Origin of the sequence: Anabaena sp. FACHB-83, assembly GCF_014697485.1 — a bacterium.
GTDB lineage: Bacteria > Cyanobacteriota > Cyanobacteriia > Cyanobacteriales > Nostocaceae > Nostoc_B.
The window spans coordinates 22,795-49,348 of record NZ_JACJRY010000018.1; the positions used below are offsets into that span (position 1 = coordinate 22,795).

Below are 26,554 nucleotides of genomic sequence, written 5' to 3' on the forward strand. Positions count from 1 at the left end.
ATGGCAGGATTTGAAAGTAATAGCCATCATTCTTATAGTCAAGAAGATGTACATCGTATTCTTCAGTTAGCGATCGCGCGTCAAGCTGATAACCAAGAAAAAGAGTTTTCTTACGAATTACTCGTAGAAATTGCGGGTGAGTTAGACATATCACCAGAGTCTTTACAATTAGCAGAACAAGACTGGCGATCGCAACAAAATGAAATTCAACAGCGTCAAGCTTTCGATGCTTACCGTCTTGCAAAATTTAAAAAACGTTTAGGAAATTTTGCAATTGTCAATAGTTTTTTAATATTAGCTAATTATTTGATTATTTTGCCGAATATTCATTGGTCACTGGGCATTTTACTATTCTGGGGTTTAACAGTTGGGCTGGATTTTTGGAATAACTTTTATGCCAGAGGTGAAGCCTATGAAATCGCTTTTCAGAAATGGTATCGCCAGCATCAGCTAAAACAAAACTTCAATACAGTCATGAAAACTGCCAATACACTGGTGAATAAATGGCTGAAGTCATTGCAGACTTAAAGCATAGTTAAAATTAAAACCTGCCTTCTCAAACCGGAATTATTTCTCATCTGGAAACAGACTGGAGACTTTGTTATGACCGTAGCAGCAATCGCCAAACCAGCAAAAGAATCACCTCTGTTGTTTGAGGGAGTCACCTGGAGAGAATTTAAAGCAGTTGAGCAGTTATTAGACCGTCCAGGATATCGACTGTCTTTCTTAAATGGAGTTTTTGAGATTCGCAGAATGCCAGGAGAACCACACGAAACTGTTAAAGAAAGACTCGGCGCATTGTTAGAAATATACCTGCTCATGGCAGGATTTGACTTTACTCCTACTGGTTCAATGACTTTAGAAAATGAAGCGGGTGGAGTAAAGCGAGAAGCAGATAAATCTTATAAACTTGCTCCTGGTCGAGTACGCCCTGATTTAGTAATTGAAGTAGTGTTTAGCAGTGGCGGTATCAACAAATTGGAAGCATACAAGCGGCTGTTGATTCCTGAAGTGTGGTTTTGGGAAGATGGAGCTTTGGAAGTGTATCACCTGCGGCAAAACGGGGACACACTAGACTATGAAAGAATATCCAGTAGTGAAGAAGTCAAAGGCATCGATTTGGATTTGTTGCTACGCTGCATTAATATGGTGAACCACGTTGATGCCATCAAAACTTTTCAACAAGCTTTGGCAAAGTAACAGAACCCAACATTATCAAGTATTCTCTCTTCTCTCTGGGTTCTCCCGAAGTTTGCTCAACGCGGGGAACTTGCACACGCAACTTCTCTCTGCGCCTCTGTGGTTCGTTCATAAAAATTGGGTGGAGGAAAGGAACCCAACATTCACGCATACTTTGTTGGGTTACGCTATCGCTACACCCAACCTACTATTCTCTTAACTGAACTGCCTTCTGCCCCCTACCCTACCTGTCTACGATAAACTGAACAATGTAAATCTCTAGTTCAGTGCTATGCCATTAATCAAAGTACAAACTTCTGTATCTGCGCCTGCAAAAGCTGAAGTTGAGACAATGCTCAAGAGTTTATCAGGGAAATTAGCCAAGCATTTAGGTAAACCAGAATCTTATGTAATGACGGCTTTTGAAGCAGATGTCCCCATGACTTTTGCTGGGACTACAGACCCGGTTTGTTACATTGAGATTAAAAGTATTGGTTCCATGAAGCCAGACCAAACCCAAGCGATGAGTCAGGATTTTTGCCAGCAAATTAATCAAGCTTTAGATGTCCCCCAAAATCGCATTTACATAGAGTTTGCAGATGCTAAAGGTGCGATGTGGGGTTGGAACAGCACAACTTTTGGCTAGTTTTTAAGAAATTTATATAGCTGTAGTTACTCACGGATGTGAGATTACAGATACCCACGGGAATACTACTTATAATGTATCTCCTGTGGTTATCTTTATGGTAAGTACTTTTATTCCTGGGTATGAGATTTTTGAAAAAATTCATGACAGTCCTAAAACCAGGGTTTACCGTGCTGAACAGAAAGAAACCCACACCCCAGTTGCTATCAAACTGTTAAATACGGAATATCCCCAATTTCAAGATTTAATTTTATTTAGAAATCAGTATTCTATTACCCGCCATCTCAAACATCCAAATATTGTTAAATGCTATAGCTTAGAAACTTATGGCAATAGTTATGCACTGATTTTAGAAGATTTTGGGGGAATTTCTCTAAGCCAATATACTCAAGGTCAAATTTTAAGTTTAGATGATTTTTTTAAAGTTGCGATCGCAGTCACCCAGGCACTAGAATTTTTATATCAAAATCGGATTATTCATAAAGATATTAATCCCAATAATATTTTAATTAACCCCACAACTAAAGAAGTTAAAATCATAGACTTTAGTATTTCTTCTTTATTACCCAAAGAAAACTCCGAAATTAAAAGTCCGAATATTTTAGAAGGCACATTAGCTTATATCTCTCCCGAACAAACAGGGAGAATGAATCGCGGAATTGATTATCGCACTGATTTTTATTCTTTGGGTGTGACTTTTTACCAATTACTCACAGGTAAGTTACCTTTTAATAGCCAAAATCCTTTAGAACTCATACATTGTCATCTGGCTAAAGAAGCAATTAACCCAAAAACTATCAATTCTGCATTGCCATCAATACTAGCTGAGATGATTATGAAATTAATGGCAAAGACGGCAGAGGAACGTTATCAAACTGCTAGAGGTATTCGCCATGATTTAGAAGTTTGTCAAGATTATTTATGCCATCAAGGTGAAATTATACCATTTAAATTAGGACAGCGAGATAGGAGCGATCGCTTTTTAATTCCCGAAAAACTTTATGGTAGAGAAATAGAAGTTAAAACCTTATTAGATGCCTTTGAGAGAGTTAGCCTTGGCAACATTGAATTAATGTTAGTTGCAGGTTTTTCTGGTATTGGTAAAACTGCCGTCGTCAACGAAGTTCATAAACCCATTGTCCGCCAACAGGGTTATTTTATCGCAGGTAAATTTGACCAATTCCAGCGAGATATTCCTTTTTCAGCATTAGTTCAAGCTTTTCGCAGTTTAATGCGGCAATTACTCACAGAAACTAAAACCCAATTACAAACATGGAAAAGCAAAATATTATTAGCCTTGGGAACTCAAGGACAAGTCATTATTGATGTCATTCCCGAATTAGAAAAAATTATCGGTCAACAACCAGCAGTCACTGAGTTAGGTGGTAATGCTTCCCAAAATCGCTTTAATTTATTATTTAGTAACTTCATTCAAGTTTTAGCCACACAAGAACATCCCCTAGTAATTTTTTTAGATGATTTACAATGGGCAGATGCAGCATCGTTAAAATTAATTCAACTACTATTAAGCGGTACAGAGACAAAATATTTATTAGTCATTGCCGCATATCGAGATAACGAAGTCTATCCTGGACATCCATTTATGATGGCTTTAGATGATATTTATCAAGCCAAAGCCATTGTTCATCAAATTCATCTCAACCCTCTAGACGAAACGCAACTTAACTGCTTAATTGCTGATGCCCTCAATTGCCACGAAACACAAGCTATACAATTAACTCAATTAGTATTAGCCAAAACTAAAGGTAATCCATTTTTCACAACTCAATTACTCAAATCATTACATGAAGATGGAGTAATCACATTTAATTTTCATACTGCTAATTGGCAATATGATATTACGGAAGCTCAAGCTTTATACTTGCAGGATGATGTGGTTGAATTTGTTGCCAAACAGTTGTGTAAGCTACCCCAGGCTACGCAAGAAATCATGAAAATTGCAGCTTGTATTGGCAATAAATTTGATTTAGCTACCTTATCTATAGTTTCGGATAAATCCTTAGTTGAAACCTCTGCTGATTTGTGGAAAGCACTAAAAGAAGGCTTGATTTTGCCGACCAATGAAATTTATAAATTATTTACTGATGATGAATTAACAACTGACCAGACACCAGCCATTATTAATCAAGATAATATCAATGTTACCTATAAGTTTCTCCACGACAGAGTACAGCAAGCAGCTTATTATTTAATTCCAGAAGCTGATAAAAAGACAACACACGTAACCATCGGTAAACTACTCCTCAAAAACACTGAACCCGAAAAATTAGAAGAAAATATCTTTGAGATAGTTAACCAATTAAATGTCGGTATTGATTTAATTCACACCCAAGCGGAAAAAGATGAACTAGCGCAACTAAATTTACTTGCTGTTCGCAAAGCAAAATCAGCCACAGCTTACGAAGCGGCTAAGAAATATTTAGCTGTTGGCTTAGAATTACTATCTTTGGATAGTTGGCAAGCGCAGTATCAATTAACACTGAATTTGTATACAGAAGCAGTAGAAATCGAATATTTAAATATCAATTTTGACCAAGTAGAAATTTATGCCGATATAGTTCGTCAGCAAGCAGCTAATTTACTCGACCAAGTAAAGGTGTATGAAATTCTCATGCAGATGTATACCTCCAAAGTCCAGATGCAGTTAGCTATAGATACAGGCTTACAGTTATTAGATTTGTTAGGAATTAGTTTAGAGTCAGCACCACCACAAAATTTAGATGTTACTAACTTAATTAATTTACCATTGATGACTGCTCCCGATAAACTTGCCGCTATGCGAATTTTAACTAATATGATTTCTGCGGCTTATTTCACAAATCCCGGATTATTACCAGCAATTATATTTACAATTATTACTCTCGCTGTCAACTATGGAAATTCTATGTTTGCGGCTTATGGGTATGTTTTATATGGCTTGTTAATCAGTGCATTTTATTTAGAAATTGAAGCGGGTTATCGCTATGGTGAAGCTGCATTAAATTTACTCGATCAAGTCGATTCGAGAGAAATTAAATGTCGAGTTTTATTGATGTACAATAGCAATGTAAAATTCTGGAAATCTCATCTACAAGAAACAATTACTCCCCTAGTAGAATGTTTACAACTAGGTATGGAAGTAGGAGATATAGAATATGCACTTTATTCTGCTTCTAATAATTATTCACATTTAATTTATGTCGGTGAAGAACTACCAAATGTATTTAACCAGTTAGAAAAATATTATTTATGGATGTGTCAGTTTGAGCAGTATGGCGCAATAGTTATGTTGCGAGGCTGGCAACAATTTGCATTAAACTTAATGGATATAAGTGCTAGTAGAGAACAATTAGATGGTAGTTTATTTAATCACGCTGAAAATTTAGCCTATTGTCTCGATAAAAAGACAGAAACTTCTTTATTTAATATATTTTTAATTAAAACCTTACTATTTTATTTATTTAAACAGCCACACAATGCTGTAGAAAATGCGGTAATTGGGCTGCAATATATCCAAGCTGCTGTCGGACAATATGGTACTGCTAAACATAATTTTTACTATTCTTTGGCTTTGTTAGCAGATTATCATAATCAGCCTGATAGCAAAAAAGCAGAATATATGCAGCAGGTGTTAGCCAATCAGCAAAAAATGAAAGTTTGGGCTGAAAATGCACCAATGAATTTTCAACACAAGTATGATTTGATTGAGGCAGAAACAGCTAGAGTTTTAGGTAATAATTGGCAAGCTGTAGAATTATATGAAAGTGCAGTTCAAGGGGCTAAAGTTAATGGATATATCCAAGAAGAAGCAATAGCAAATGAATTAGCTGCGGAATTTTATCTGGCTTGTGGTAAAGAAAAAATTGCTCAACCTTATTTGATTGATGCTTACTACTGTTATACCCGTTGGGGTGCTAAAGTCAAAGTTGCCGATTTAGAAAAACGCCATCATCAGCTACTAGCTAAGGTGATTAATAATCAAATAAAAAATACACAAATTAACTCTTTTACCAGCCCAATCACGGTTGATGCTAATACCACAAATGTATCAGATGCTTTAGATTTAGAAACTGTGACTCAAGCATCTCTAGCAATTGCTTCGGAAATTCACTTAGATAAGCTATTGCAAAAGTTAATGCAGGTAATTATCGAGAATGTCGGTGCAGATAAATCTGCATTAATGTTGCAAGAGGATGATGAGTTGAGAATTGTGGTGCAGTGTCATAATCATCTATCATGCGAGATAAAATCAACATTAATAACAGAAAGTAAAAATATTCCCTTGAGTTTGATTAATTATGTTTTACATACCAGAGAAAATGTATTAATCAATGATGCGAGTACTGACAGACATTTTGCGGCTGATCCATATATCTTGCAAAATAAACCAAAGTCTATATTGTGTACACCCATCTTGAATCAAGGGCAATTAATTGGCATTATTTATTTAGAAAATACTTTAACGGTAGGTGTATTCACACCCGATAGACTACAAATCTTAAAGCTGTTAGTTTCCCAGGCGGCGATTTCTTTAGAAATTGCCCAGCTATATGCCAAGCTAGAAGAAAAAGTAGCCGCTAGGACTCAAGATTTAAATGAAAAAAATCTGCGGTTAGAACAAACTTTATATGAACTGAAATGCACGCAATCGCAACTCATCCAAACAGAAAAAATGTCGAGTTTAGGGCAGATGGTAGCTGGTGTAGCCCATGAAATTAATAATCCGGTGAATTTTATTTATGCGAATATTGAACCTGCAAGTGATTATGTTGATTCTTTACTAGAATTAATCGCTGCTTATCAGCAAGAATATCCTAATGTGACACCGAATCTAGAACAAATTATTACTGAAATTGATTTAGAATTTTTAATTGAAGATTTGCAAAAAATTCTATCTTCGATGAAGGTAGGTGCAGACCGGATTCGCAAGATTGTACTGGGTTTAAGAAATTTCTCGCGCTTGGATGAGGCTGATATGAAGCCTGTAGATATTCATGAAGGAATTGATAATAGTTTAATGTTGCTACAACCCCGGTTTAAGGGTAAGACTGAAACTAATGTAATTCAAGTTATTAAAAATTATGGTCAGTTGCCTTTAGTTAACTGCTATGCTTCGCAGATGAATCAAGTATTTATGAATATTCTCAGTAATGCGATTGATGCGTTACATGAGATGATTAAGGAGCGATCGCAGCTACCAACTGCACCTCAAATTACCATTACCACTCAAACTATCAATCACCATTGGGTGCGAATTTCTATTCAAGATAATGGCATAGGAATTAACGAAGCAGTTAAACCACGGATATTTGATCCATTCTTCACTACTAAACCAGTAGGTGGAGGTACAGGTATTGGGTTAACTACCAGCTATCAAATTGTTGTGGAACAGCATAAAGGTAAAATAGAGTGTATTTCGGAATCAGGAAAGGGTGCAGAGTTCATCTTGGAAATTCCAGTTAGATAAGACTTTATGTAAATTTCAGTGTTTTTTCTCTCAAAAATCCGAAAAACCATCAGTTAGATTTGAAGCGAATAGTAATCAAACTTCAGGACTGATTATGAACAGCTTTTATCAAGTACAAAATAAGTCTTTTGTTTTCATTTTAGCCACAGCTTCACTACTGTCTGGAATTGTAGGTATATCTTCATCTGCGAATGCTGCACAATTAGAATCTACTCCTGTTTCAACAGTTAATAGTCAGACAATTGCCCAAGCATCTAATTGTCCTAGTTATGCAGGTGGCGGCAGATTAGAAGCTTATTTTGAAACTAAGAATTTTCATATCTATATTTGTAACAAAAGAGGCAGTCTGTTTTACACCGGAATTTCTAAGTCAACTCGTAAAGCTATCCGTTCTCTACCTACTTCCTCCGAAGAAGGTGTAGGATATGTAGCTCGGAATAATAACTATGAATATGCAGTTAATGGCGCATCCCTGGAGATTCTCAAAAATAATCGGGTGATTCAAACAGAACGAGTTATTAGATATGTAAGCGGATACTAAAAGTCAATATGCAAATTTCTGGCGTAACAGCTTAGGATAGAGATCCAAGTTTAAACTCGTAAGTCTCTCCCTATGTCTGTTACGCCATCCATTTCTCAAGTTGACTCACCCACCACGGAAAAATTAGCAATTCCTCCCTTACTCGGTGCTTCGGTTAGCGAGTTAACTGCTTGGGTACAGCAGCAGGGACAGCCGGCTTACCGAGGGAAACAGTTACATGATTGGATTTATCATCAGCAAGTGCGATCGCTTGCTGATATTTCCGTTTTTCCCAAACAATGGCGTACAGAAATTGCAGATATCCCTATTGGTCGTTCTACCATCCATTACCGCAAAGTTGCCCCAGATGGTACAGTCAAATATCTACTGCAATTAGCTGATGGACAGATTATCGAAACTGTAGGTATTCCCGCCGATAAGCGATTAACTGTCTGTGTTTCTACCCAAGTGGGTTGTCCGATGGCTTGTGATTTCTGTGCGACTGGTAAAGGAGGCTATAAACGCAACCTCGCCCGTCACGAAATTGTTGATCAAGTATTAACTGTCCAAGAAGATTTTCAAGAACGAGTTAGCAATGTGGTGTTCATGGGTATGGGTGAACCGTTGCTAAATACAGATAATGTTTTAGCCGCCTTGACATCGTTAAATCAAGATGTGGGTATTGGACAACGGATGCTAACTGTTTCTACAGTGGGAATCCGCGATCGCATTCGTCAATTCGCCCAACATCATTTGCAAATTACCCTGGCGGTAAGTCTCCACGCCCCTAACCAAGCCCTCAGAGAACAACTCATTCCCAGCGCCCGCCCCTATCCTTTAGCAGATTTATTGGCGGAATGTCGGGAATATGTAGCAATTACAGGCCGCCGTATGACTTTTGAATATATCTTGCTGGCTGGTGTCAACGATTTACCAGAACAGGCCTTAGAACTAGCACAACGTCTGCGGGGCTTCCAAAGTCACGTTAACTTGATTCCCTACAACCCAATTCAAGAAGTGGATTATCAACGCCCCAGCCGCGATCGCATCCAAGCTTTTGTTAACATTCTTCAACAACAAAAAATTGCTGTAAGTGTACGTTATTCTCGCGGTTTAGAAGCTGATGCTGCTTGTGGACAGTTGAGAATGAGTAAAAAGTAAATTGAAGTGTTAAGTGATGAATTCTGAAGTATGAAATTAACTTAGCTCATACTTCATTTTTTTGCATTTTTACTTTTTATCTTTTACTTAACTGAATTCCAGGGGCGTAAGCTTCAATCACTTTACCAGTACGGGTGCAACTAATCATCAAGTAATCACAACTTGAGCATTGTGTCCGTGTTAATTCACTATCTGAAATGTAATAACGCTCTGCTTTACTACCACAATTTGGGCAGTAAATCTTGTATACTATCTGCATTTTTTAACCCCTGGAGATAACTAAATTTTTGTTTTTGAACTGTTAGTCTTAAATTCGATGTTTGGTTTAACCAAGCTAACAAATAGCCAGAAGATTTGTTGGTAATCTTAAGAAAAATTTTAGCTAATAAACCTTTACAATACTTTTATTGATTATCTTAATCTGTAGGTGATTTTATCATCTCACTTTAGATATATAAATTCACTTAGAACTGGTTTCTACTTAGAGATGAGATGATCCCTGCGATTAAAACTTTGAGAGAGCTTTATTTTACGTCATTTCAAATTTATTACATCATTACTTATGTATTCAAAAGTCAATCACCAAGGATTACTGTATATTTGGTAACAAAATCCTAATTTTAAACATTGCTTAATTTTTATGGATGAGATGATTAGTATCAAGTTAAGGAAAACAAAAAATGGTCAGGCGTGTATGTATTTGGAGTATCAAGGCAAGTGTAAAACCCAGGATAGACAAGCAATTGAGCAATTGTAAAAACCGTAAGTAACCATAAAACGCTCTTGTAATTACCCTAGCAACAGCGAAAACCCAACATACGGTTAATTTTTGTACCCTCCTGTGATCAACAATGAGGAAGCAAAGATTTTTGTTTGCAAGCACCCTCTCAAACTCCCTTGATAAATGCCTCACAGCCTTACTTATAAGTAGTTAAACATAATTAATTACACAAAGTCATTGCGAATGGAGCGAAGCGAAATGAAGCAATCGCAAGGGCTGGGATTGCTTCGCTTCGCTCGCAATGACTGTAATTAATTTTGCGTGGTTACTTACCAATTCACGAAATTACTAATACAAATCACTTCCTCTGCAACTCTGATTCCGGTCGCCGAGCGTTCGCGCAGCGTCTCCGTCAGGAGAAGTCGAGGCGCTGCTTTCATGTCTGTATCATTTTTAAAGTGAAATGGTATTAGACCATGCAGTAGTTGAGCGAAGCCGAAACTCAGTGACCATAAGGAATTGCTAAAAGGCTTGTGATAATTAGGTAGGCATAAATAAACCCAACTGTGTCAAGAAAAGTAAATAATCTTAACAACTTATTTCCTCCTACCTTCCCTGAACGATAATTTTTTTCACCTATCTACTTATTAATATTCTTTCTTTTGACTTTTGCCTTGTTGTACTATAGGAATCCGGTTTGATTTCTGAATTTATTTGTGTAGGTAGGGAATAGGGAATGGGGAGTCGGGAGTAGGAAAGAAGCCTGATCTGAATGTACTGATTTTTTTCAGAAATCAAATATCAGTCCTATAGTATCTTTTGTTCATATCTCCAATAGGATTGCTATACATGACCAATCATAAAGTTAAAATATTTTTATTATTTAATCTCTTGATACCTGTTGGTTTTTTTATTTTTGCTCTTACTTTTATGCCAATTAAGCAGGTATTTCAATTTGATAGCAGTGATGAAGGAATTGAATTAATTAAAGCTATTTTATATTTAGATTGCTTTTCAATGTATACACAAGTTTGGAATGACCAACCGCCTCTTTCAACAGTCATTTTAGGGTTTTGGTTGAACTTGTTTGGCAAATCAATTTATTCTGCACGGCTGTTAACTTTGACTTATGCCACAATGTTGGTATGGTCTTTCTCACAGACGCTACGGATATATTTTGGAAATTTACTGGCAATTATTGGCACTTTAATGTTAATAATTTCCTGCAATTTTCTGCGGTTGAGTGTTTCTGTGATGATTGGTTTACCTTCCTTAGCAATGGTCATGCTCTCAATTTTTATATTGAGTCTATATAAACAAAACTTTCCTCAGAAAAACTCTCAACTTCTAATTCTGCTATCAGGTGTACTTTTCGGACTTTCTTTACAAATCAAGTTATTTACTGCTTTTATTATTCCTTTAATCCTATTTGATATAATTATTTTTCAAGTTAATAAATACAATCGCCAGCAACTAAATTGGAAAGTATTGCTAACTCCTTTACTGTGGTTGGCAGCTTGTTTAATTGTTTCTCTCCTGATTGCGATCGCCTGGAATTCTCTCAATTATGAACAATTGCTGCAAGCTCGTTTATCTGAAAAAACAATCACAGCTTTTTTAGCCAAAAATAGTCAAATTCTCACCTTATCATTTCTTTTGCAAGATTTTGATTATTTACTTTTAGCTATTCTGGCAAGTACAGTGATCATTCAAAAAAAACAATGGAAAAATTCTTTCCCAGTTATTTGGCTTGTTATCAGTTTTATCGTTTTAATGAATCATCGACCAGTCTGGTATCACCACTACCTTTTAATGTCTATTCCCTTGACTTGGTTAGCCACCTATGGATTACAGCTATCACTAGATTTTTTCCGTCAAAATAAGTGGTACTCTAAATTTAAACTTGCTAATTTATCGCAAATTACCATTCCTTATTTAGCCGCAGTCTTGATTATTTTCGCAATTTTTGTCACTCCTATTAAATTAGGAGTCATTTTGGTAGAAAATCATAAATATTTAGAGCAGAATCAAAATCATATCCAACTCGTAGACATTCTCTTAAAACATAAAAAATATACTAACTGGCTGTTCACAGACTATCCAATTTATGCTTTTTATTCGGGCTTACCCGTGCCTCCAGAGATTGCTGTTTTGTCCCACATCAGGATAGAATCTAACAGCATAACGGCTGAACAACTGATCTCAGTTTTACAAATGTATCGTCCTGAGCAAGTTCTGTTATGTAAATCTCAAACTATTCAGCAATATTTAAGTAATTATCTTAATCAGAATTATGTCAAAAACTATAAAAATTCTCTATGTACTCACTTTTTATTAAAGGGAATACCATAGTTATAGCAGACTCGGTGTTTATGAGTTACAGCAACTGATTGAAAAAAGTAATGAATAATGAGTAAGGAATAATGAATAATGAGTAATGAGTAAAGAATTTACTTATTACTCACTACTTATTACTTAACTGTGTGACTATGAACGCATTTCGAGTAGGTGTTGCAGGCCCGGTGGGTTCGGGGAAGACAGCGTTAGTGGATGCTTTATGTAAGGCGTTGCGTGAGCAGTATCATCTTGCTGTGGTGACGAATGATATTTATACTCAGGAGGATGCACAGTTTTTGGTGCGTTCTCAGGCTTTAGCAAGCGATCGCATTTTGGGTGTAGAAACTGGTGGCTGTCCCCACACGGCGATTAGGGAAGATGCTTCAATGAATTTAGCGGCAATTGAACAGTTAGAAGAACGTTTTCATAATTTAGATTTAGTCTTTTTAGAAAGTGGTGGTGATAATTTAGCTGCTACCTTTAGTCCAGAATTAGTCGATTTAACTATCTATGTGATTGATGTCGCTGCTGGCGATAAAATTCCCCGCAAAGGTGGCCCAGGAATTACCAAATCTGATTTATTAGTGATTAATAAAACTGACCTTGCGCCTTATGTCGGTGCAGATTTAAATGTGATGGAACGCGATGCAAAAAGAATGCGCGGTGATAAACCTTTTATTTTTACTAATTTAAAAACCCAATCAGGATTAACAGAGGTAATTAACTTCGTCTGTAAATATCTGGTTTAAAAATTTTACTTTTTGTATTTCTCAGTAACAGAATTTGCTAAACTCCAACTTTGGCGCAGAAAGAATAAACTGAAGTATTGGGAATTTTCGGAGGAGTTTCAGGGTGGCTTTTGATGAACGTGTAGTAACAGAACAAATTCATCCACAAGATATTTCTTGGCCATTCTGGCCGATTGTGCCACTTTACCCATATAGCAGGCGGCGGACAATTCGCAAAGAAATCATCAAAGACTCCATCTGGACTTTTGACCAATTGCAAGGCATTTTTTATGTTGTTGTGCCGATTCGGATGACAGTTGTCAAGTTAGATGCGGGTGGTTTATTGGTTTATGCACCTGTCGCACCGACAAAAGAATGTCTGCAACTGATACAGGAGTTAGTTGCAGAACATGGTGATGTGAAATATATTATCTTGCCAACTATTTCTGGCATTGAACATAAGGTTTTCGTCGGCCCCTTCGCCAGATGTTTTCCCAATGCACAGGTATTTGTCGCCCCAAATCAATGGAGTTTCCCGCTAAATTTACCATTGAGTTGGTTGGGTTTACCAGGAAAACGTACTCAAGTCTTGCCAGAAGATAGCAGTCAAGCGCCTTTTGGTGATGAATTTGACTATACAATTTTGAAAACGATTGATTTAGGCCCAGGTAAATTTACAGAAGTAGCATTTCTACACAAGCGATCGCACACTTTATTAGTCACAGATGCAGTAGTATCTATACCAGAAGAACCTCCTGCGATCGTTCAACTCGACCCTTATCCCTTACTCTTCCACGCTAAAGAAAAAGGTTCTGATGTGGTTGCTGATAATCAAGCCAACCGCCGCAAAGGATGGCAACGCATCACTTTATTTGCTTTATACTTTCAACCCAGTGTTTTAGATGTACCCGCCTGGGGTGAAGTCTTCCGCGATGCCCTCAAAGCCCCAGAACGTTCCCGCAAAGCTTATTTTGGTTTATTTCCCTTTAAATGGCAAAATAATTGGCAAAGGTCATTTCACGCCTTACGTGGCGATGGACGTTTATTTGTCGCACCAGTTTTGCAAACTCTCATCCTCAACCGCGCACCCAGAGAAACAATTGATTGGGCTGATAAAGTTGCTAGTTGGGATTTTCAGTGGATTATTCCCTGCCATTTTGATGCACCAATTAAAGCCCAACCACAACAATTTCGCCAAGCATTCTCTTTTTTAGAAAAGCAACCAGTTGCAAGTGCAGGTTTGTTTAACAGTAGTAGTTATCCTTTACCAGAGGATGATTTCAAAATTCTCCGCGATATTGATGCAGGTTTAAATCAAACTGGTATTGTCCCCCCGGCGAAGGAGAAAATTTGAAGTGTGCTTGGTTATTGGAGATAAAGGGGACAAGGGAAGGGAGACAAGGGAGTAATGTTTCTACCTTGTCTACCTTGTCTAATCAAACTCAGCACTCAGTACTTTCCCATCAAAAGCAAATGCGATTACGCCCGTTTTTCTTGGCTTCTCTCAGTTTATCGCTGGCACGCTGTAAAAAAGAGACAAGTTTATCTTCTGCTATGAGTTCGACAACACCAATACTGGTAGTGAGGTGGAATTGTTGACCATTGTAGGCTGTAATAACTTCTGCACTGAGGGCGAGGCGAATTCGTTCTGCTATCTGACATCCTGTATTCAGGTCAGTGTTAGACATAACAATACAAAATTCCTCTCCACCGTAGCGTGTCACCCAATCTCCGGCTCTGATATGGGTTTGAAATACTTGTGCGGCAGTTTTTAAAGCTTGATCACCTGTAGGAAAACCGTAGGTGCGATTGATTGCACCGAAATAATCTAAATCTAAAAGTAAGATTGTGAGTTGTTGCTGATATTTATGAGCTTTTTCGATTTCACGCGCCAGTAACCTATCCAGATAGCGACGATTAAACACCTCCGTTAAACCATCGAGTTCGGCCTCGACGCGGTATTTATTAGCTAATCGACTGGCTTTCAGCACCATTTCACTAATCATCCGTTCTGCGGTGACACGAATGCGATGCTCAAAATCAGTTATCAGTTTATCTTGTCCTGAAGCATCGGCGATCGCATCAAATTCTTCAGATGTGACAACTTGATTACGCCCTTTTTGCTTGGCTGCATATATACATTGATTAATTTCTTGCCATAATTGCTCAATCGAGGTGTGTCCTAACATCGAAATCACACCAAAGGACGCAGTGAGGCGCACCGACGACATCGCATTGAGCTTAAATTCATGAGTTTCGATTTGGGTTCTGAGAAACTCTGCAAAGGCCTTCCCTTGCTCAATACTTCCACGCATACAAATAGCAAATTTATCCCCGCCTGTCCGCGCCACAATTCCTGCGCCTAGTGAGTACTTTTGCAGAATTTGTCCAATCTCTTGTAATATCTGATCTCCTGTTATGTGACCGTAGCGATCGTTAATAAACTTAAAACGGTCAATATCTAAATAAATCAAAGATATTTGTTCGATATCTTCATTAGAAGTTAAAAGATTGATAGCATAATCATTAAATTTCCGAAAATTAGCAATTCCTGTCAATTTATCGAGATTAAATAAATGCTTTTGTTGATTGTGCCAAAAACTGCGCTGTAAACGTAGACAAATTTGCTGATTAATTGCATCATATTGACAGGTTTCATCTTCTGCTTCTAACCAAGTAAGCACAGCAGATTCTTGCTCAATCGTCTCTACTAATAATACTGTTGGTTTCCCAACAGTATTATATAAATCTCTAACTTTCTCTATACTTGCAACAACTCTGAAGTCGAGTACAATAATGTCAAAATCCTGCTCAAATAAGCTGGAGATATCAACCGTAATCCACTCAAAATTGAGGCGCGTATTTGTTGGTTGAGGTAAATCTAGTGAACTACACCAAGCAACTCGAATTGCTTTCGTTTGTTCATTCATTCATTTTAAACTTTAGTAACCGATAACAGTATGTAGTTAACTTAAAGTTTAACAAGTAAATCCAACTATGACTATTTATCCTAGTTATCAAATATTGACGATAAACCAGTATTGACCTGTGAAAATATATGTAGACTTGGCATTGTCACCTCAATGCAGATTTGCTGATTACTGCACTAAAAAATCAAGTTATTTAAGCTGAAGTTACTAGCGATGAAGTTGCTGACTGTGACTAAAGTGCTAAAAATTGAGTTGCCATTTAAGCCATCAATATCAATTTGAATCAAAGTACTTGACCCAGATTGTATGCCCCGAATGTAACCATCAGCAATGGGATTAATACCCGTATAATTCAAATGAGTCAAGAGAGTTTGTACTACTAAAAAATCCTCGGTGCTGCTGAAATCAGTAATAGTGTCAATACCCTCACCTAGACTGGAAAAAACAAATTTATCACTATCCGTACCACCCGTTAGGCGATCGCTACCCGCACCACCAACCAATGTATCATTACCATTACCACCAACCAGGCTATCATTACCATTACCACCAACTAGGCTATCATTGCCATCTCCGCCATTCAGGGTGTCGTTACCTGCGTCTCCTATTAGTTTGTCATCATTATCGCCACCCAACAGTTGATTATCCGCTTTGTTCACAGTGATGGTGTTTTTCAAAGCATTTCCCGTACCATTAATCCCGCTAGTACCAGTTAAGACCAAATTTTCTAAGTTATCGCTGAGTTTCCAATTCACAGTCGTGCGGACTGTATCTGTACCTTCATTCAATAGTTCGATAATTTGGTCATTGCTGCTATCCACGTAGTAACTATCATTATCAGCGCCGCCAATTAAGATATCATCGCCACTCCCCCCGTTTAAGGTATCCTTGCCAGCACCACCATCTAAGGTGTCATTCCCAGCATTGCCCATTAGCTTATTATTTGCACTATTACCTTTGAGAATGTTATTACCCGCGTTACCAGTACCGTTAATTTGAGATGTTCCTGTCAGAGTGAGGTTTTCAACGTTGGTTGGTAAGGTAGTCGTAACACTACTCAGACTAAGAGTTGGGACATCAACAATAGGTACACCAACATCTTTTAATATGGCAACATTAAGTGAAGAGATACTATAGCGAAATCCTCGATAAAATTTGACACCATTCATTAAGTCTCTAACCAGATTAACTCCTGGTCTAGAACCATCATTTCCCACATGAGTGATGTTACCAAAAGTCAAGGGTACAGGAGAGCCGTAAACACTAGTCGCTTGTTTTCCTACAAAGAAAAAATTGCTGCCATCAAAAATAATTTTTTCATCGAATGTAGATTGATAATTACCTGAGAGTGTGCCATCAAAATTATCTTTCCAGGCATTGAAGCCAAAGACATGACCAAATTCATGGAGTAATAAAGAAACGGCATCTGTTTTATTAATGGGTACAGCCGTAGTTCGTGCTACTGGTTTGGGGTCAAACCACAGTTCATTAACTAGATAATCAGGATTAAAGTTAAATTCAATGTCAGGCGTAGCACCATTAGGATCAACTCCGGTGCGAATTTCTGATACTGCACCTGGTTCATATACTGACAAAGTGCCTTTCTTATACACAAAAGATGAAGTTAAACTTCTGCCTGTCGCTGTGGGATTTGGATTAGAAAAATTAACAACAATTTCTAAATCAGCATTACCTGTAATATACTTGTCCCAACTAGACCCAGCCGCTAATATATGAGACTTGATAGCGGAGTAATAGGCAGAAAATTTTCCTGATGGATCATTAAAGGTAATATTAAAATGTAGTGCATCTGGATCTGATTTTTCAACAGCAGTTAATTGATTTTGTGTCAGCCCCAGGGCATGATTGAATAAGTCACTCATAAATACGCTTGGTTATGTAGGCTGAAAATTGATGATTTTACAATTTGAACAAATTATAAAAAATATTGATAATTTATCAGGTTATATTTCGGGATTGATAAATCAGAATAAATCGGTTAATTCTTCACAAAAAAACCTGAGTTTAAATGTTGATATTTTAAATTTGAAATGAAATTTAATTTTTGGACAAAACAATTAATATATTACATTAGTTAATTGAATATCAACAATTGGTAAATTTAAGTAAGTAGAGCAAAAATAGATTTATATGTACTTAAACAAATACTGAGAAAATCAAATTTTCACGTTATTTTTTTAATCAAGTAAACATATTATTTTTACTATATTTTTGCATTTCAGATAAAAAGTACAGTGTATGGGGTATGAAGGAGAATCCCCCAAATTTTGATAATTATACCAATTTGAAAAATGATTGCGACAAATGGGTTACTGAAAAACTCACCAGTAAGCTACCAGGGAAGGGGAGCAAGATTCAAAGCCTCTCTCCGTTTCGGGGAGAGGTTTGGAGAGGGGTTTCAAGAATAAGTCGCACATCGCGTTATATATTAAAAACATCCAGGCGCAGGAAAAAATAATCAATCCACAATCTCAGTATAATTCCCACTAAGAAGGGTACAGCAATGCTGTACCCTCTTAGTTTAAAAGTTGTATTTCAAAAGTTTTTGTATTACGGCAACATTAATGCTTTTGTAAAAGTGCTGACAAGGAATTTTCTTTGCGAATATCCATCAAGTCTGCGAGTGATTCTTTACCTTTACCCAGGCGGTATTTTTGTGCTGGTGGTAGAACTTCAACCAAGGTTTTGCTTTTGACTTTGAGTGGTTGCAAAGATGCAAACACTGGTAAATTTCGGGATGTTTGCGAAGCTGGTTTTAGAGCTTTTAGGCGACTGGAGGCAGATTTAGGAAATTTCTGAGCTTGGCTGGGGTTACACAAGCGAAAAATGAGATAGCAACCACTACCACAACTGAGTGCGATCGCCATTACCATCCATAAAGGTAGAGGATTGCTATGTTCAATCGTAATTGGCTCTTCTACAATTACTGGGATGGGTTCTGACTCTGCCTGTTTCCTATGATCTACATAACTGAGGCTATAAAATGCCACAGTCGCCGTACCCACAACCATTGTAAAAACTCCACATAACAGCACCAGTGGATGCTGTGTCAGTAAAGCCATCAGCATGTTTGAGCGACCTTTGGAACCCAATTTAGTCTTCGCTAATTCTAGATTGGGTTCTATCAGTTGGGGTGGCTCATGGTTGAAATTTTGACGATTTTCCATGATCACTTTGAGATTTATACCCGTTCAGACCCATGATTATACTTAAGGGGTAAGTTATCAAGTATCCATAGCCAGATTTTGGCATAAACTAGCCCCTGACTTCATCATTAGCAACTAAATCTCATCTTTTCTTTAAAATCGATACTGCTGGCAAATTGATCAACAACCCAGAATTAACTCTCAACTATTTTTTCTGCCATTTACGGATTGCTTCTTGAGCATCTTCATACACAGATGTCTCTTCTGGGACTAAAGTTGCGGTGGTGATGGCGGACTTGAGATCACCCTCAGCAGCACGAGTTTTTGCTAAGTCTAAGATTTTTTCGCTCCATTTATTAATTGATTTTTGAGCTAAATCAAATCCTGGTTGACCTTGGGGAACGCGCTTGGCTACTTCAATGGCGCGATTATATGTAGAGGCTTGTCCTGGCTTAATTAAGGCATTAGCCGCATCTAATAAAGTTTTGTTAGCGAGATATTGCTTGGCTTCTTGTCGCCACTGTTTAATTACTGTTTGGGCTTGGGGATAAAGGGAGCTTTCTTTACTGATTAGTTGTGCGGCAGCGATCGCATTAGTATATTGTCTTTGCTTGGCACGACCCTCGGCTAAATTAAGGATCATGTTACTCCAAATATTGATATTTTCTTGGGCTTGTTCGTAAAGCGGCTCACCTGGCGGAATTTTTCTCGCAGTGGCGATCGCTAAACTCAAATCACTGGCTTGAGTTTGTCTAAGAGACATTTTCGCCAAGTCTAATACAGCTTGATTGCGGTTCTTCGACTCAGAAAGGGAAGCTATTTGAGCAGCAGACTGATTTTTTGCAGGAACTACTTGTTCATGTTCATGGGACTTTGCCGATAAAGCTTCTCGACCCGCCACGAACTTTTCTTGATTGCGGAGAAAGACCACTGTTACTACAGCAGCTATTAACATCATGCCACCGCCCCAAAAGAAAAATTGTTGCCACCATAAGGTATTGGCCTTTTTCTGAGGTAAACGTGAGATGTAAGGTTGGGCAACATCGGGAATAAATCTCCCCGCACTTGTTTCTGAAGCAGGGATCGCTAATTGCCCTTGCTGGTTGTTATATTCTTCGTTGGCAATTAAGTCGGGTGATGGAGAAAGTTGTGGTTCTCCTAAACTGAAACTGGGAAACTTCAAATCTGGTAATCTGGCAGCAACAGCCGACTGTAAAACCGATGCTTCTCCCCAAATCCCAATATGCGGCGAATTTACGGGATTTTTGGTTGATGTTGGCGCTAATGGGGGAGCAGCCAAAGCCACAGCAAAGTTTTCTTCTGAAAAAATACTACCCTCAACTTCAGATGTCTCTAATTCATGGGGTGCGGCTTCAGTTGGTTCCAGTGTGCTGGGAACTTCTGTAACTGGATGATTCACCTCTGACTGTGGCAAGATGACAAACGGTTTAGCAGGTACTATCGCTACTGGATTTTGAGTTGGTCGCCAATAGTGTTGGCATAATTCTGGCGTGAACACATTTAAATAGCTGTTTAAATCTGCCAAACTGCTGCCATGACCAGAACGTAACGCAGCTAACAAAGCCGCAGTAAAAAATCCGTAACCTAGCTCACTGCTTTCACGAGAAAATTGTTCTGGTTCGCAAGACAGAATCGTTGCTAATTGTAATTCTTGCGCTATTTCAATGGTTTCTTGTCCAACGGTTGCATCTGCTTGCGTACTGGAAGCCCGGTTAATATCAAGCAGCACTACAGCATTTAGTTCAGCTATGTGGAGGCTGTGCAAGAGCGATCGCATTTCGATGGCGGTTTCCTGCATTAACTCAGGATTACCTTCCACTGGCATCAAGTAATCTTGGCTTGTATGGTTAACACCATAACCACTAAAGAAAAACCACAGATAATCCCCCGGTTGCCAACAAGCCGCAGCCAAGTCTTCTATCAACAGCAAAATATTTTCTTTTGTGGGATAGGTAGACCTATCCCCAATTGGTGGTGAAGTATCTGTCATTAGTAGACAGCGTTGGGGAGAAAAACCTGCTTCTTGAACCAAAAAATCTTTTAGCGCCTCGGCATCGGCTTGGGCGCAACGTAAAGGTTGAAAAAATTGATATTGATTGATGCCGATCGCGATCGCCCAGTGATTTGCCATCCCGCTATTTGTAGGTTGTGGTTGACCGTGCCAATTTTAGATTTTGAATTTTGGATTGTTTTTTAGTTCAAGTTTTAATGCTTGTCCGCTAAACAAATTGAAAAGACGCTCGATAGCGTAGCCATCATCAATTTAAAATCGCAAATCTAAAATCCAAAATTGGTTGACTTGCCTAAAATTGCGGTTGGCTTTGCCGAAAGAACAAAGCTAACCTATGTCTTATAGTCTCGGAATTTCTCATGAAATCCCAAAGACTAAGTAATTTTTATTGCCTTTAATTTCAGTAAAAATTCTCAGACAATTCAATTACAGGCCATTAATTAGTAAGGAGCTTTCAGGTTATGACCAAGAATGTTGCTAACCAACAATCATCGATCATTTCCTTTTTATTTATTAGCCAAGTTATCAAACAAATCCGGATATTTCCATTAATATTTTTGCTCTTTTCTAGCCTACCTGTATGGATTGTGGCAGAAGTAATTTCACCACAGATGGTAAGAGCTTACACAGCTAGAGTTGATTTAATTATTGATAGATTACCTGATGAAAACTATGAAACCACACTGCGGAGAGCCGAAGCCACAGCCAGAGCCGCCGCACAACGCAGTTTTGACCAAGATATATTAGCTACAGATGTATCGATTATTGTCTCCGTACAGAGCTACGGTGCGATCGCACCAATTTTAGCTTTAGAAGTCAGCCGTCCCCAATGGCGTTCCCGTCCTGATGCTCAACTTTGGGCGACTTACTTTAAAACCGCGCGATCGCTATTATTCTTTGAACAAACCCCAAGCAACCCCGTCAATATCCCTCCCATCACCACCGTTGCACCAGCAACCACCACACCGTAAGTTAAAAGTGCTGAGTGCTGAGTAATTAGTGCTGTACACTGAGCGTTCGCGCAGCGTCTCCAACAGAAGAAGTCGAAGTGTAAGTGCTGAGTAAAAATACTAGCCCCTAGCCTCTCACCTCTAGCCCCTTACTTGTAAATTACAGGTAGACCATTGCAGATGCAAAGAGATGGCTTAGAATAGAAAGGTTGTCAAAAATTGCGATATCCGCTACTATGGCTGTCCCTAAGAAGAAAACATCTAAATCTAAACGCGATAAACGTCGAGCTACTTGGAGACATAAAGCTGCTGTTGAAGCTCAAAAAGCTTTGTCTCTCGGCAAGTCTATTTTGACTGGACGTTCTACATTTGTCTATCCTGCTGCTGAAGAAGAGGAAGAAGAATCATAATTTCCGATTAGGAAAAACCCTAGCATCACCGAAGATTTGAGCGGTGACTTCTACCGCTCAGGCTTTTTGGTATTTGAGCAAAAGTTTTTCCGAAATTTCTTCTACTTATTAATAGTTTATGCCTGTTGTGCAGCAAGTAATCGGATACATAAAAAATCGGTAATGAATAATTTGGAAAATCCATTATCCATTACCTATTACCCATGACTGATGATCAGATAATCATAATCACACAGTAAATTATCTGGATATCCTAATGATGTAGGTGTTCAGCAAAATTAATATTTCTTCTCTGTCTGAGTCTAGTTGTTTATGCTCAGGCTCTCTGCCACACTCACAATCAGGTTTAGTTCATCATCTCGAAATAGCCAAGTGTTTCAATTAACCTAATTTTGCTGAGAATATGTTAGGCAAGTTTTTTCAAAAACCAGATAAAGAACAGGGTGAACGTGTCCCGCCTGGACAGCACCTCGCCAAAGGTTTCCCTGTACTAACTTATGGTGCAACACCCAAAGTCAATATCGAAGAGTGGGAATTTCGCGTTTGGGGTGCGGCTAAACCTGCTGTTTTCACTTTGTCGGACTTTATGGCGCTACCACAGCACGAATTTACAGCAGATTTTCACTGTGTTACCCGTTGGTCAAAACTGGATGTCAAGTGGACTGGCATTAAGGTAACAGATTTTATGAATTTGATAGAGGTAGAAAAAGAAGCCGCCCACATCATGGAACATTGCTATGGTGGCTACACTACTAATATCGCCATTGAAGATTTTGTCCGGGAAGAAAATTTCTTTGCTGTTCAACTGTTTGGAGAACCATTACCCGCAGAACATGGTGGCCCCTTACGGTTAGTTGTTCCCCATCTCTACGCTTGGAAAAGTGCCAAGTGGATTAATGGTTTAGAATTTCTCAAGAAAGAAGAACTAGGTTTTTGGGAACGCAACGGTTATCATCGCCGGGGCGAACCTTGGGCGGAAGAACGCTATAGCAGTAGTTTTTGATTTGAAGATTTTGTTGAGTGAGAGACGTTGCAATGCAACGTCTCTCAATTTTTACCATACTTCAGTACAGAGTCCTAATAAGAAAAAGATTACTCAGCACTCAGCACTCAGCACTCAGCACTTTTCACTTAATTAATCGCTTCACAAAGCCTAATTTGTCTTGATATGGGGCATAACGCCATTTTAAATCTAGCCAGAAGGAGTTATGCAGCACGCTTTTATGGTGGGAAAAGGTATCAAAACCCGCTTTACCATGATAGTTACCAATACCACTATCACCTACGCCACCGAAGGGTAAAGATGAAACACCAAGGTGCATTACTGTGTCATTCAGACAAACGCCACCAGAAGAAGTTTCTTGTAAAACTCGTTGTTGCAGATTTTTGTTTTGTGAAAACAGGTATAAAGCTAAGGGTTTTGGCTTGGAATTAATTAAGGCGATCGCTTCTGTAATATCTGTATATTCAATTACAGGTAAAATTGGGCCAAAAATTTCTTCCTGCATTACAGGATCTGTTAAGGAGACTTGATCAATAATTGTTGGGGCAATATAGCGTTCTTCTAATTTGCTTTCGCCACCAGCCACAATTTCACCTTTATCAAGCAGTTTAATTAACCTTTCACAGTGTTTTTGACTGATAATTCTGGCATAATCAGCACTATTGTATGGGTTTTCGCCATAAAATTCTGTGAGAGTTTTTTTCAAGCCATTGATGAAATCTGGCTTAATTTTTTTATCAACTAAAAGATAATCTGGGGCAACACAAGTTTGTCCAGCATTAATAAATTTACCCCAAGTAATCCGTCTAACAGTATGCTCTAAATTAATCTCAGCATCAACAATACAAGGGCTTTTGCCGCCTAATTCTAAAGTCACTGATGTGAGATGTTTTGCTGCTGCTTCCATCACAATTTTGCCCACAGCCGTACCACCAGTAAAAAAGATATGGTCAAATTTTTCTGCCAATAGCTTTTGACTGGCTTCTACACCACCTTCCACCACAGTAATAAACTCTGGTGCAAAATATTTAGCCATTATTTTGGTTAACAAACTAGAGGTAGCGGGGGCAAGTTCTGAAGGCTTGATAATGGCGCAATTACCTGCGGCGATCGCACCGACTAAGGGGGCAATAATTAAATTAAAGGGATAATTCCAAGGGCCAATAATTAAAACAACTCCTAAAGGTTCAGCATAAATTTTAGCTGAATAAGAAAAAAAATCGATTGGCACTGCTGCTTTTTGTGGTTTAGCCCAAGAGTGCAAATGTTTAATGGCATAATCGATTTCTTTGGTAATACCAATTTCTGTGATGTAAGACTCAAATTCGGGTTTCTGAAAATCTGCTTTTAAAGCTTGTACAATATCAGCTTCGTTATCAATTATTGCTTGTTTGAGAGTTCGGAGTTTTTCTAGGCGAAAAGCTATATCTTTTGTTTTACCAGTTTGAAAAAATTGACGTTGCTGCTTAATCAGTTCAGAAATTTTAGATAATTCAGCAGTAATCATGATGTTATCCTCTAATATTTGATCGAGAGGGTGAGATACCCAGCTTATTTAAGAATTCGGGTATCTTGATATTCACAAATGATTTAGGACTGCTATGGATCATACTTGATCAATTTATTATTTCTTCAAGGTTTAAGGGGTAAACGGACAATAAATTCGCTACCTTTACCTAATACAGAATTAACAGAAATCTGCCCTTGATGTGCCTCGACAATTCGGCGAGATAAATACAGTCCTAAGCCACTACCGGAACTCTTGTGGCTACCTTGACGAAATCTTTGAAACAATGTTGTTTGTTCTTCGGGCGAAATACCCGAACCTGTATCAGCTACCACAATATCAATATAGTCATTCCCAGAGATAGATGACGTGTTTCCCCAGGAGGAAATCTCTGGATTTTGATCTGCGGGGGAGAGGCGCACTGCTATATAGCCAGATTCAGTAAATTTAATGGCATTACCTATAAGGTTAGTTAACAGGCGGTGCAGTTCTAAGCGATCGCCCATAATATTACTATTAGTTAATTCCTCGGCATATTTTTGTTCGATAGTCAGTGCTTTAGCTGCGGCTAAAGGTGCGAGTTCTCCAACTACTTCGGCAATTAATAGCTTTAAATCAACAGATTGAAACGCTAGGGTTTTGCGTCCGGCTTCAAATCGATACACTTCTAATAAAGTATTTACCATCGAGAGCAAGTTGGCATTGCTACGCGCCATGATGGTGAGTACTTCTCGCATTTGCGATGACAATTCACCCAAAGCACCTTGCTCAAATAACATTAACATCCGATCAGCCGCGACTAAGGGCGTACGCAAGTCATGGGTGAGTCGAGAAACAAAGTCTTCTCTCTGACGAGCAATTTCATCACGCTCATCCATACTATGCTTGAGTCGTAATAGCGATCGCACTCTGGCAAGTAATTCATCTACCGTCACTGGTTTACGAATAAAATCATCAGCGCCCAAATCTAATCCGTGTGCAACGTTGGGTGCATCGTGGGCTGTGATTAACAAAATAGGAATATATTGCTGCAAGTTCATCTCTCCACGAATGCGCCTGGTAACTTCATAACCATCCATTCCTGGCATCATTAAATCCAGCAATACCAAGTCACAAGGAGATGCTTCTAGTTGGGCTAAAGCAACAAAACCGTTTTCTGCGGTGCTAACCGTATAACTTTCTTCTTCTAGTATGGTTTTAATTAAAAAAACATTATCTGGTGAATCATCGACCACCAAAATTTTGTCAGGGCGCGGCGATAGTGAACTCATGTGTGGGGCAGATTTTTGGTAGATGTGAGTTTTTGAGCAAAACTGCTATATTGCTACCACTTTTTACTGATTTGTTTTTTAGCTTACATTCCGCCATTGAAAGTGGCACAATCAACAATTTTAGTTTAATTGTAGAAAATTAAAAGTCAGCCCTATCAATACTTATAGCTTGAGAAATGGCGATCGCTTCATTTCACGCCAACCTCTACAAGCAGATTTTTATTCTCCTTCTCAGATAATTAGCATCTATAGCAGTAGCCAAATTGCTTAGGACATCGATAAATAATCAAACTTAGACATCACAAAGCTTTTAACCCTGTCACCTGCTATATCTATAGAATCTAGGGTTAATGATTATAGCTGACCAAAAGTTAGTCTTTTAATTCCTCCAACGCAACGATAAAACCTCTGATGCAGTTTCCATAACAGAGTATGGCGAAAGAAATAGGTTATTTCGTTTACATTTTTTAATAAAAATTATTTAAGGGTAATAATTTTAGGATTCTAAGAAAGTTGGGTTTACAA

Annotated in this window: 19 protein-coding genes; 12 read left to right on the top strand and 7 right to left on the bottom strand. The window is 38.2% G+C overall.

Translation table 11 applies throughout. From position 1 onward, the window contains the following. From H6G79_RS20710 to rlmN, 6 genes are all read left to right on the top strand, one after another. Nucleotides 1-528 (top strand): 2TM domain-containing protein, encoded by a 528-nt coding sequence (locus H6G79_RS20710; protein ID WP_190591260.1) that lies wholly within the window; start codon nt 1-3, stop codon nt 526-528. A gap of 75 nt (nt 529-603) precedes the next feature. Then, nucleotides 604-1,200 (top strand): Uma2 family endonuclease, encoded by a 597-nt coding sequence (locus tag H6G79_RS20715; protein WP_190591261.1) that lies wholly within the window; start codon nt 604-606, stop codon nt 1,198-1,200. A 271-nt stretch (nt 1,201-1,471) separates the two neighbouring features. Beyond that, the gene (locus H6G79_RS20720) at nt 1,472-1,825 is read left to right on the top strand and encodes a phenylpyruvate tautomerase MIF-related protein (protein ID WP_190591262.1); all 354 of its coding nucleotides are present in this window, start codon (nt 1,472-1,474) and stop codon (nt 1,823-1,825) included. Between the two features lie 97 nt (nt 1,826-1,922). Then, nucleotides 1,923-7,292 (top strand): ATP-binding sensor histidine kinase, encoded by a 5,370-nt coding sequence (locus H6G79_RS20725; protein WP_190591263.1) that lies wholly within the window; start codon nt 1,923-1,925, stop codon nt 7,290-7,292. A gap of 94 nt (nt 7,293-7,386) precedes the next feature. After that, nucleotides 7,387-7,833 (top strand): hypothetical protein, encoded by a 447-nt coding sequence (locus H6G79_RS20730; RefSeq protein WP_190591264.1) that lies wholly within the window; start codon nt 7,387-7,389, stop codon nt 7,831-7,833. Nucleotides 7,834-7,905: 72 nt separating this feature from the next. Continuing rightward, on the top strand, nt 7,906-8,973 hold the full coding sequence (gene rlmN / locus H6G79_RS20735) for a 23S rRNA (adenine(2503)-C(2))-methyltransferase RlmN (RefSeq protein ID WP_190591265.1): 1,068 nt from the start codon (nt 7,906-7,908) through the stop codon (nt 8,971-8,973). Between the two features lie 76 nt (nt 8,974-9,049). On the opposite strand, the gene H6G79_RS36860 is transcribed toward rlmN, so the two are convergent. Next, complete coding sequence (locus H6G79_RS36860; protein WP_242048484.1) at nt 9,050-9,232, bottom strand: replication restart DNA helicase PriA; 183 nt, start codon at nt 9,230-9,232, stop codon at nt 9,050-9,052. A gap of 1,311 nt (nt 9,233-10,543) precedes the next feature. Here H6G79_RS36860 and H6G79_RS20740 point away from each other — a divergent pair. The 3 genes from H6G79_RS20740 to H6G79_RS20750 all read left to right on the top strand — a co-directional run bounded on the left by H6G79_RS20740 (nt 10,544) and on the right by H6G79_RS20750 (nt 14,113). Then, nucleotides 10,544-12,046, top strand: coding sequence for a glycosyltransferase family 39 protein (locus H6G79_RS20740; protein WP_190591266.1), 1,503 nt, complete (start codon nt 10,544-10,546; stop codon nt 12,044-12,046). A 137-nt stretch (nt 12,047-12,183) separates the two neighbouring features. Further along, a complete protein-coding gene (gene ureG, locus H6G79_RS20745) occupies nt 12,184-12,780 on the top strand; it encodes an urease accessory protein UreG (protein WP_190591267.1) in 597 nt (198 codons plus the stop codon). Nucleotides 12,781-12,883: 103 nt separating this feature from the next. Then, entirely contained in the window at nt 12,884-14,113 is a 1,230-nt protein-coding gene (locus H6G79_RS20750; RefSeq protein ID WP_190591268.1) for a DUF4336 domain-containing protein, read from the top strand. Nucleotides 14,114-14,222: 109 nt separating this feature from the next. Here H6G79_RS20750 and H6G79_RS20755 read toward each other — a convergent pair whose 3' ends face one another. The 4 genes from H6G79_RS20755 to H6G79_RS20770 form a co-directional block, all read right to left on the bottom strand. Beyond that, nucleotides 14,223-15,689 carry a diguanylate cyclase gene (locus H6G79_RS20755; RefSeq protein ID WP_190591269.1) on the bottom strand — a complete coding sequence of 489 codons (1,467 nt, stop codon included), beginning with the start codon at nt 15,687-15,689 and terminating at the stop codon, nt 14,223-14,225. A 176-nt stretch (nt 15,690-15,865) separates the two neighbouring features. Beyond that, complete coding sequence (locus tag H6G79_RS37390) at nt 15,866-17,572, bottom strand: calcium-binding protein (RefSeq protein ID WP_190591270.1); 1,707 nt, start codon at nt 17,570-17,572, stop codon at nt 15,866-15,868. A gap of 699 nt (nt 17,573-18,271) precedes the next feature. Further along, nucleotides 18,272-18,877 carry a hypothetical protein gene (locus H6G79_RS20765; RefSeq protein ID WP_190591271.1) on the bottom strand — a complete coding sequence of 202 codons (606 nt, stop codon included), beginning with the start codon at nt 18,875-18,877 and terminating at the stop codon, nt 18,272-18,274. 184 nt (nt 18,878-19,061) lie between these two features. After that, on the bottom strand, nt 19,062-21,008 hold the full coding sequence (locus H6G79_RS20770) for a caspase family protein (protein ID WP_190591272.1): 1,947 nt from the start codon (nt 21,006-21,008) through the stop codon (nt 19,062-19,064). A gap of 341 nt (nt 21,009-21,349) precedes the next feature. Between H6G79_RS20770 and H6G79_RS20775 the strand changes: the two genes are divergently transcribed. The 3 genes from H6G79_RS20775 (at nt 21,350) to H6G79_RS20785 (ending at nt 23,251) form a co-directional block, all read left to right on the top strand. Next, nucleotides 21,350-21,859, top strand: a complete 510-nt coding sequence (locus tag H6G79_RS20775; RefSeq protein ID WP_190591273.1) for a hypothetical protein — start codon at nt 21,350-21,352, stop codon at nt 21,857-21,859. 215 nt (nt 21,860-22,074) lie between these two features. Further along, the gene (gene rpmF, locus H6G79_RS20780; protein WP_190591274.1) at nt 22,075-22,248 is read left to right on the top strand and encodes a 50S ribosomal protein L32; all 174 of its coding nucleotides are present in this window, start codon (nt 22,075-22,077) and stop codon (nt 22,246-22,248) included. Nucleotides 22,249-22,651: 403 nt separating this feature from the next. After that, nucleotides 22,652-23,251, top strand: coding sequence for a sulfite oxidase-like oxidoreductase (locus H6G79_RS20785; protein ID WP_190591275.1), 600 nt, complete (start codon nt 22,652-22,654; stop codon nt 23,249-23,251). A gap of 124 nt (nt 23,252-23,375) precedes the next feature. Here H6G79_RS20785 and H6G79_RS20790 read toward each other — a convergent pair whose 3' ends face one another. Then, the gene (locus H6G79_RS20790) at nt 23,376-24,758 is read right to left on the bottom strand and encodes an aldehyde dehydrogenase (RefSeq protein ID WP_190591276.1); all 1,383 of its coding nucleotides are present in this window, start codon (nt 24,756-24,758) and stop codon (nt 23,376-23,378) included. A gap of 125 nt (nt 24,759-24,883) precedes the next feature. Further along, the gene (locus H6G79_RS20795; RefSeq protein WP_190591277.1) at nt 24,884-26,029 is read right to left on the bottom strand and encodes a hybrid sensor histidine kinase/response regulator; all 1,146 of its coding nucleotides are present in this window, start codon (nt 26,027-26,029) and stop codon (nt 24,884-24,886) included. Between the last annotated feature and the right edge of the window lie 525 nt (nt 26,030-26,554).

Bases quoted from the DNA above. Each gene is read 5' to 3' on its own strand.
- H6G79_RS20710 (WP_190591260.1), top strand. From the start codon at position 1: ATGGCAGGATTTGAAAGTAATAGCCATCATTCTTATAGTCAAGAAGAT.
- H6G79_RS20715 (WP_190591261.1), top strand. From the start codon at position 604: ATGACCGTAGCAGCAATCGCCAAACCAGCAAAAGAATCACCTCTGTTG.
- H6G79_RS20720 (WP_190591262.1), top strand. From the start codon at position 1,472: ATGCCATTAATCAAAGTACAAACTTCTGTATCTGCGCCTGCAAAAGCT.
- H6G79_RS20725 (WP_190591263.1), top strand. From the start codon at position 1,923: ATGGTAAGTACTTTTATTCCTGGGTATGAGATTTTTGAAAAAATTCAT.
- H6G79_RS20730 (WP_190591264.1), top strand. From the start codon at position 7,387: ATGAACAGCTTTTATCAAGTACAAAATAAGTCTTTTGTTTTCATTTTA.
- rlmN (WP_190591265.1), top strand. From the start codon at position 7,906: ATGTCTGTTACGCCATCCATTTCTCAAGTTGACTCACCCACCACGGAA.
- H6G79_RS36860 (WP_242048484.1), bottom strand. From the start codon at position 9,232: ATGCAGATAGTATACAAGATTTACTGCCCAAATTGTGGTAGTAAAGCA.
- H6G79_RS20740 (WP_190591266.1), top strand. From the start codon at position 10,544: ATGACCAATCATAAAGTTAAAATATTTTTATTATTTAATCTCTTGATA.
- ureG (WP_190591267.1), top strand. From the start codon at position 12,184: ATGAACGCATTTCGAGTAGGTGTTGCAGGCCCGGTGGGTTCGGGGAAG.
- H6G79_RS20755 (WP_190591269.1), bottom strand. From the start codon at position 15,689: ATGAATGAACAAACGAAAGCAATTCGAGTTGCTTGGTGTAGTTCACTA.
- H6G79_RS37390 (WP_190591270.1), bottom strand. From the start codon at position 17,572: ATGAGTGACTTATTCAATCATGCCCTGGGGCTGACACAAAATCAATTA.
- H6G79_RS20765 (WP_190591271.1), bottom strand. From the start codon at position 18,877: ATGGAAAATCGTCAAAATTTCAACCATGAGCCACCCCAACTGATAGAA.
- H6G79_RS20770 (WP_190591272.1), bottom strand. From the start codon at position 21,008: ATGGCAAATCACTGGGCGATCGCGATCGGCATCAATCAATATCAATTT.
- H6G79_RS20775 (WP_190591273.1), top strand. From the start codon at position 21,350: ATGACCAAGAATGTTGCTAACCAACAATCATCGATCATTTCCTTTTTA.
- rpmF (WP_190591274.1), top strand. From the start codon at position 22,075: ATGGCTGTCCCTAAGAAGAAAACATCTAAATCTAAACGCGATAAACGT.
- H6G79_RS20785 (WP_190591275.1), top strand. From the start codon at position 22,652: ATGTTAGGCAAGTTTTTTCAAAAACCAGATAAAGAACAGGGTGAACGT.
- H6G79_RS20790 (WP_190591276.1), bottom strand. From the start codon at position 24,758: ATGATTACTGCTGAATTATCTAAAATTTCTGAACTGATTAAGCAGCAA.
- H6G79_RS20795 (WP_190591277.1), bottom strand. From the start codon at position 26,029: ATGAGTTCACTATCGCCGCGCCCTGACAAAATTTTGGTGGTCGATGAT.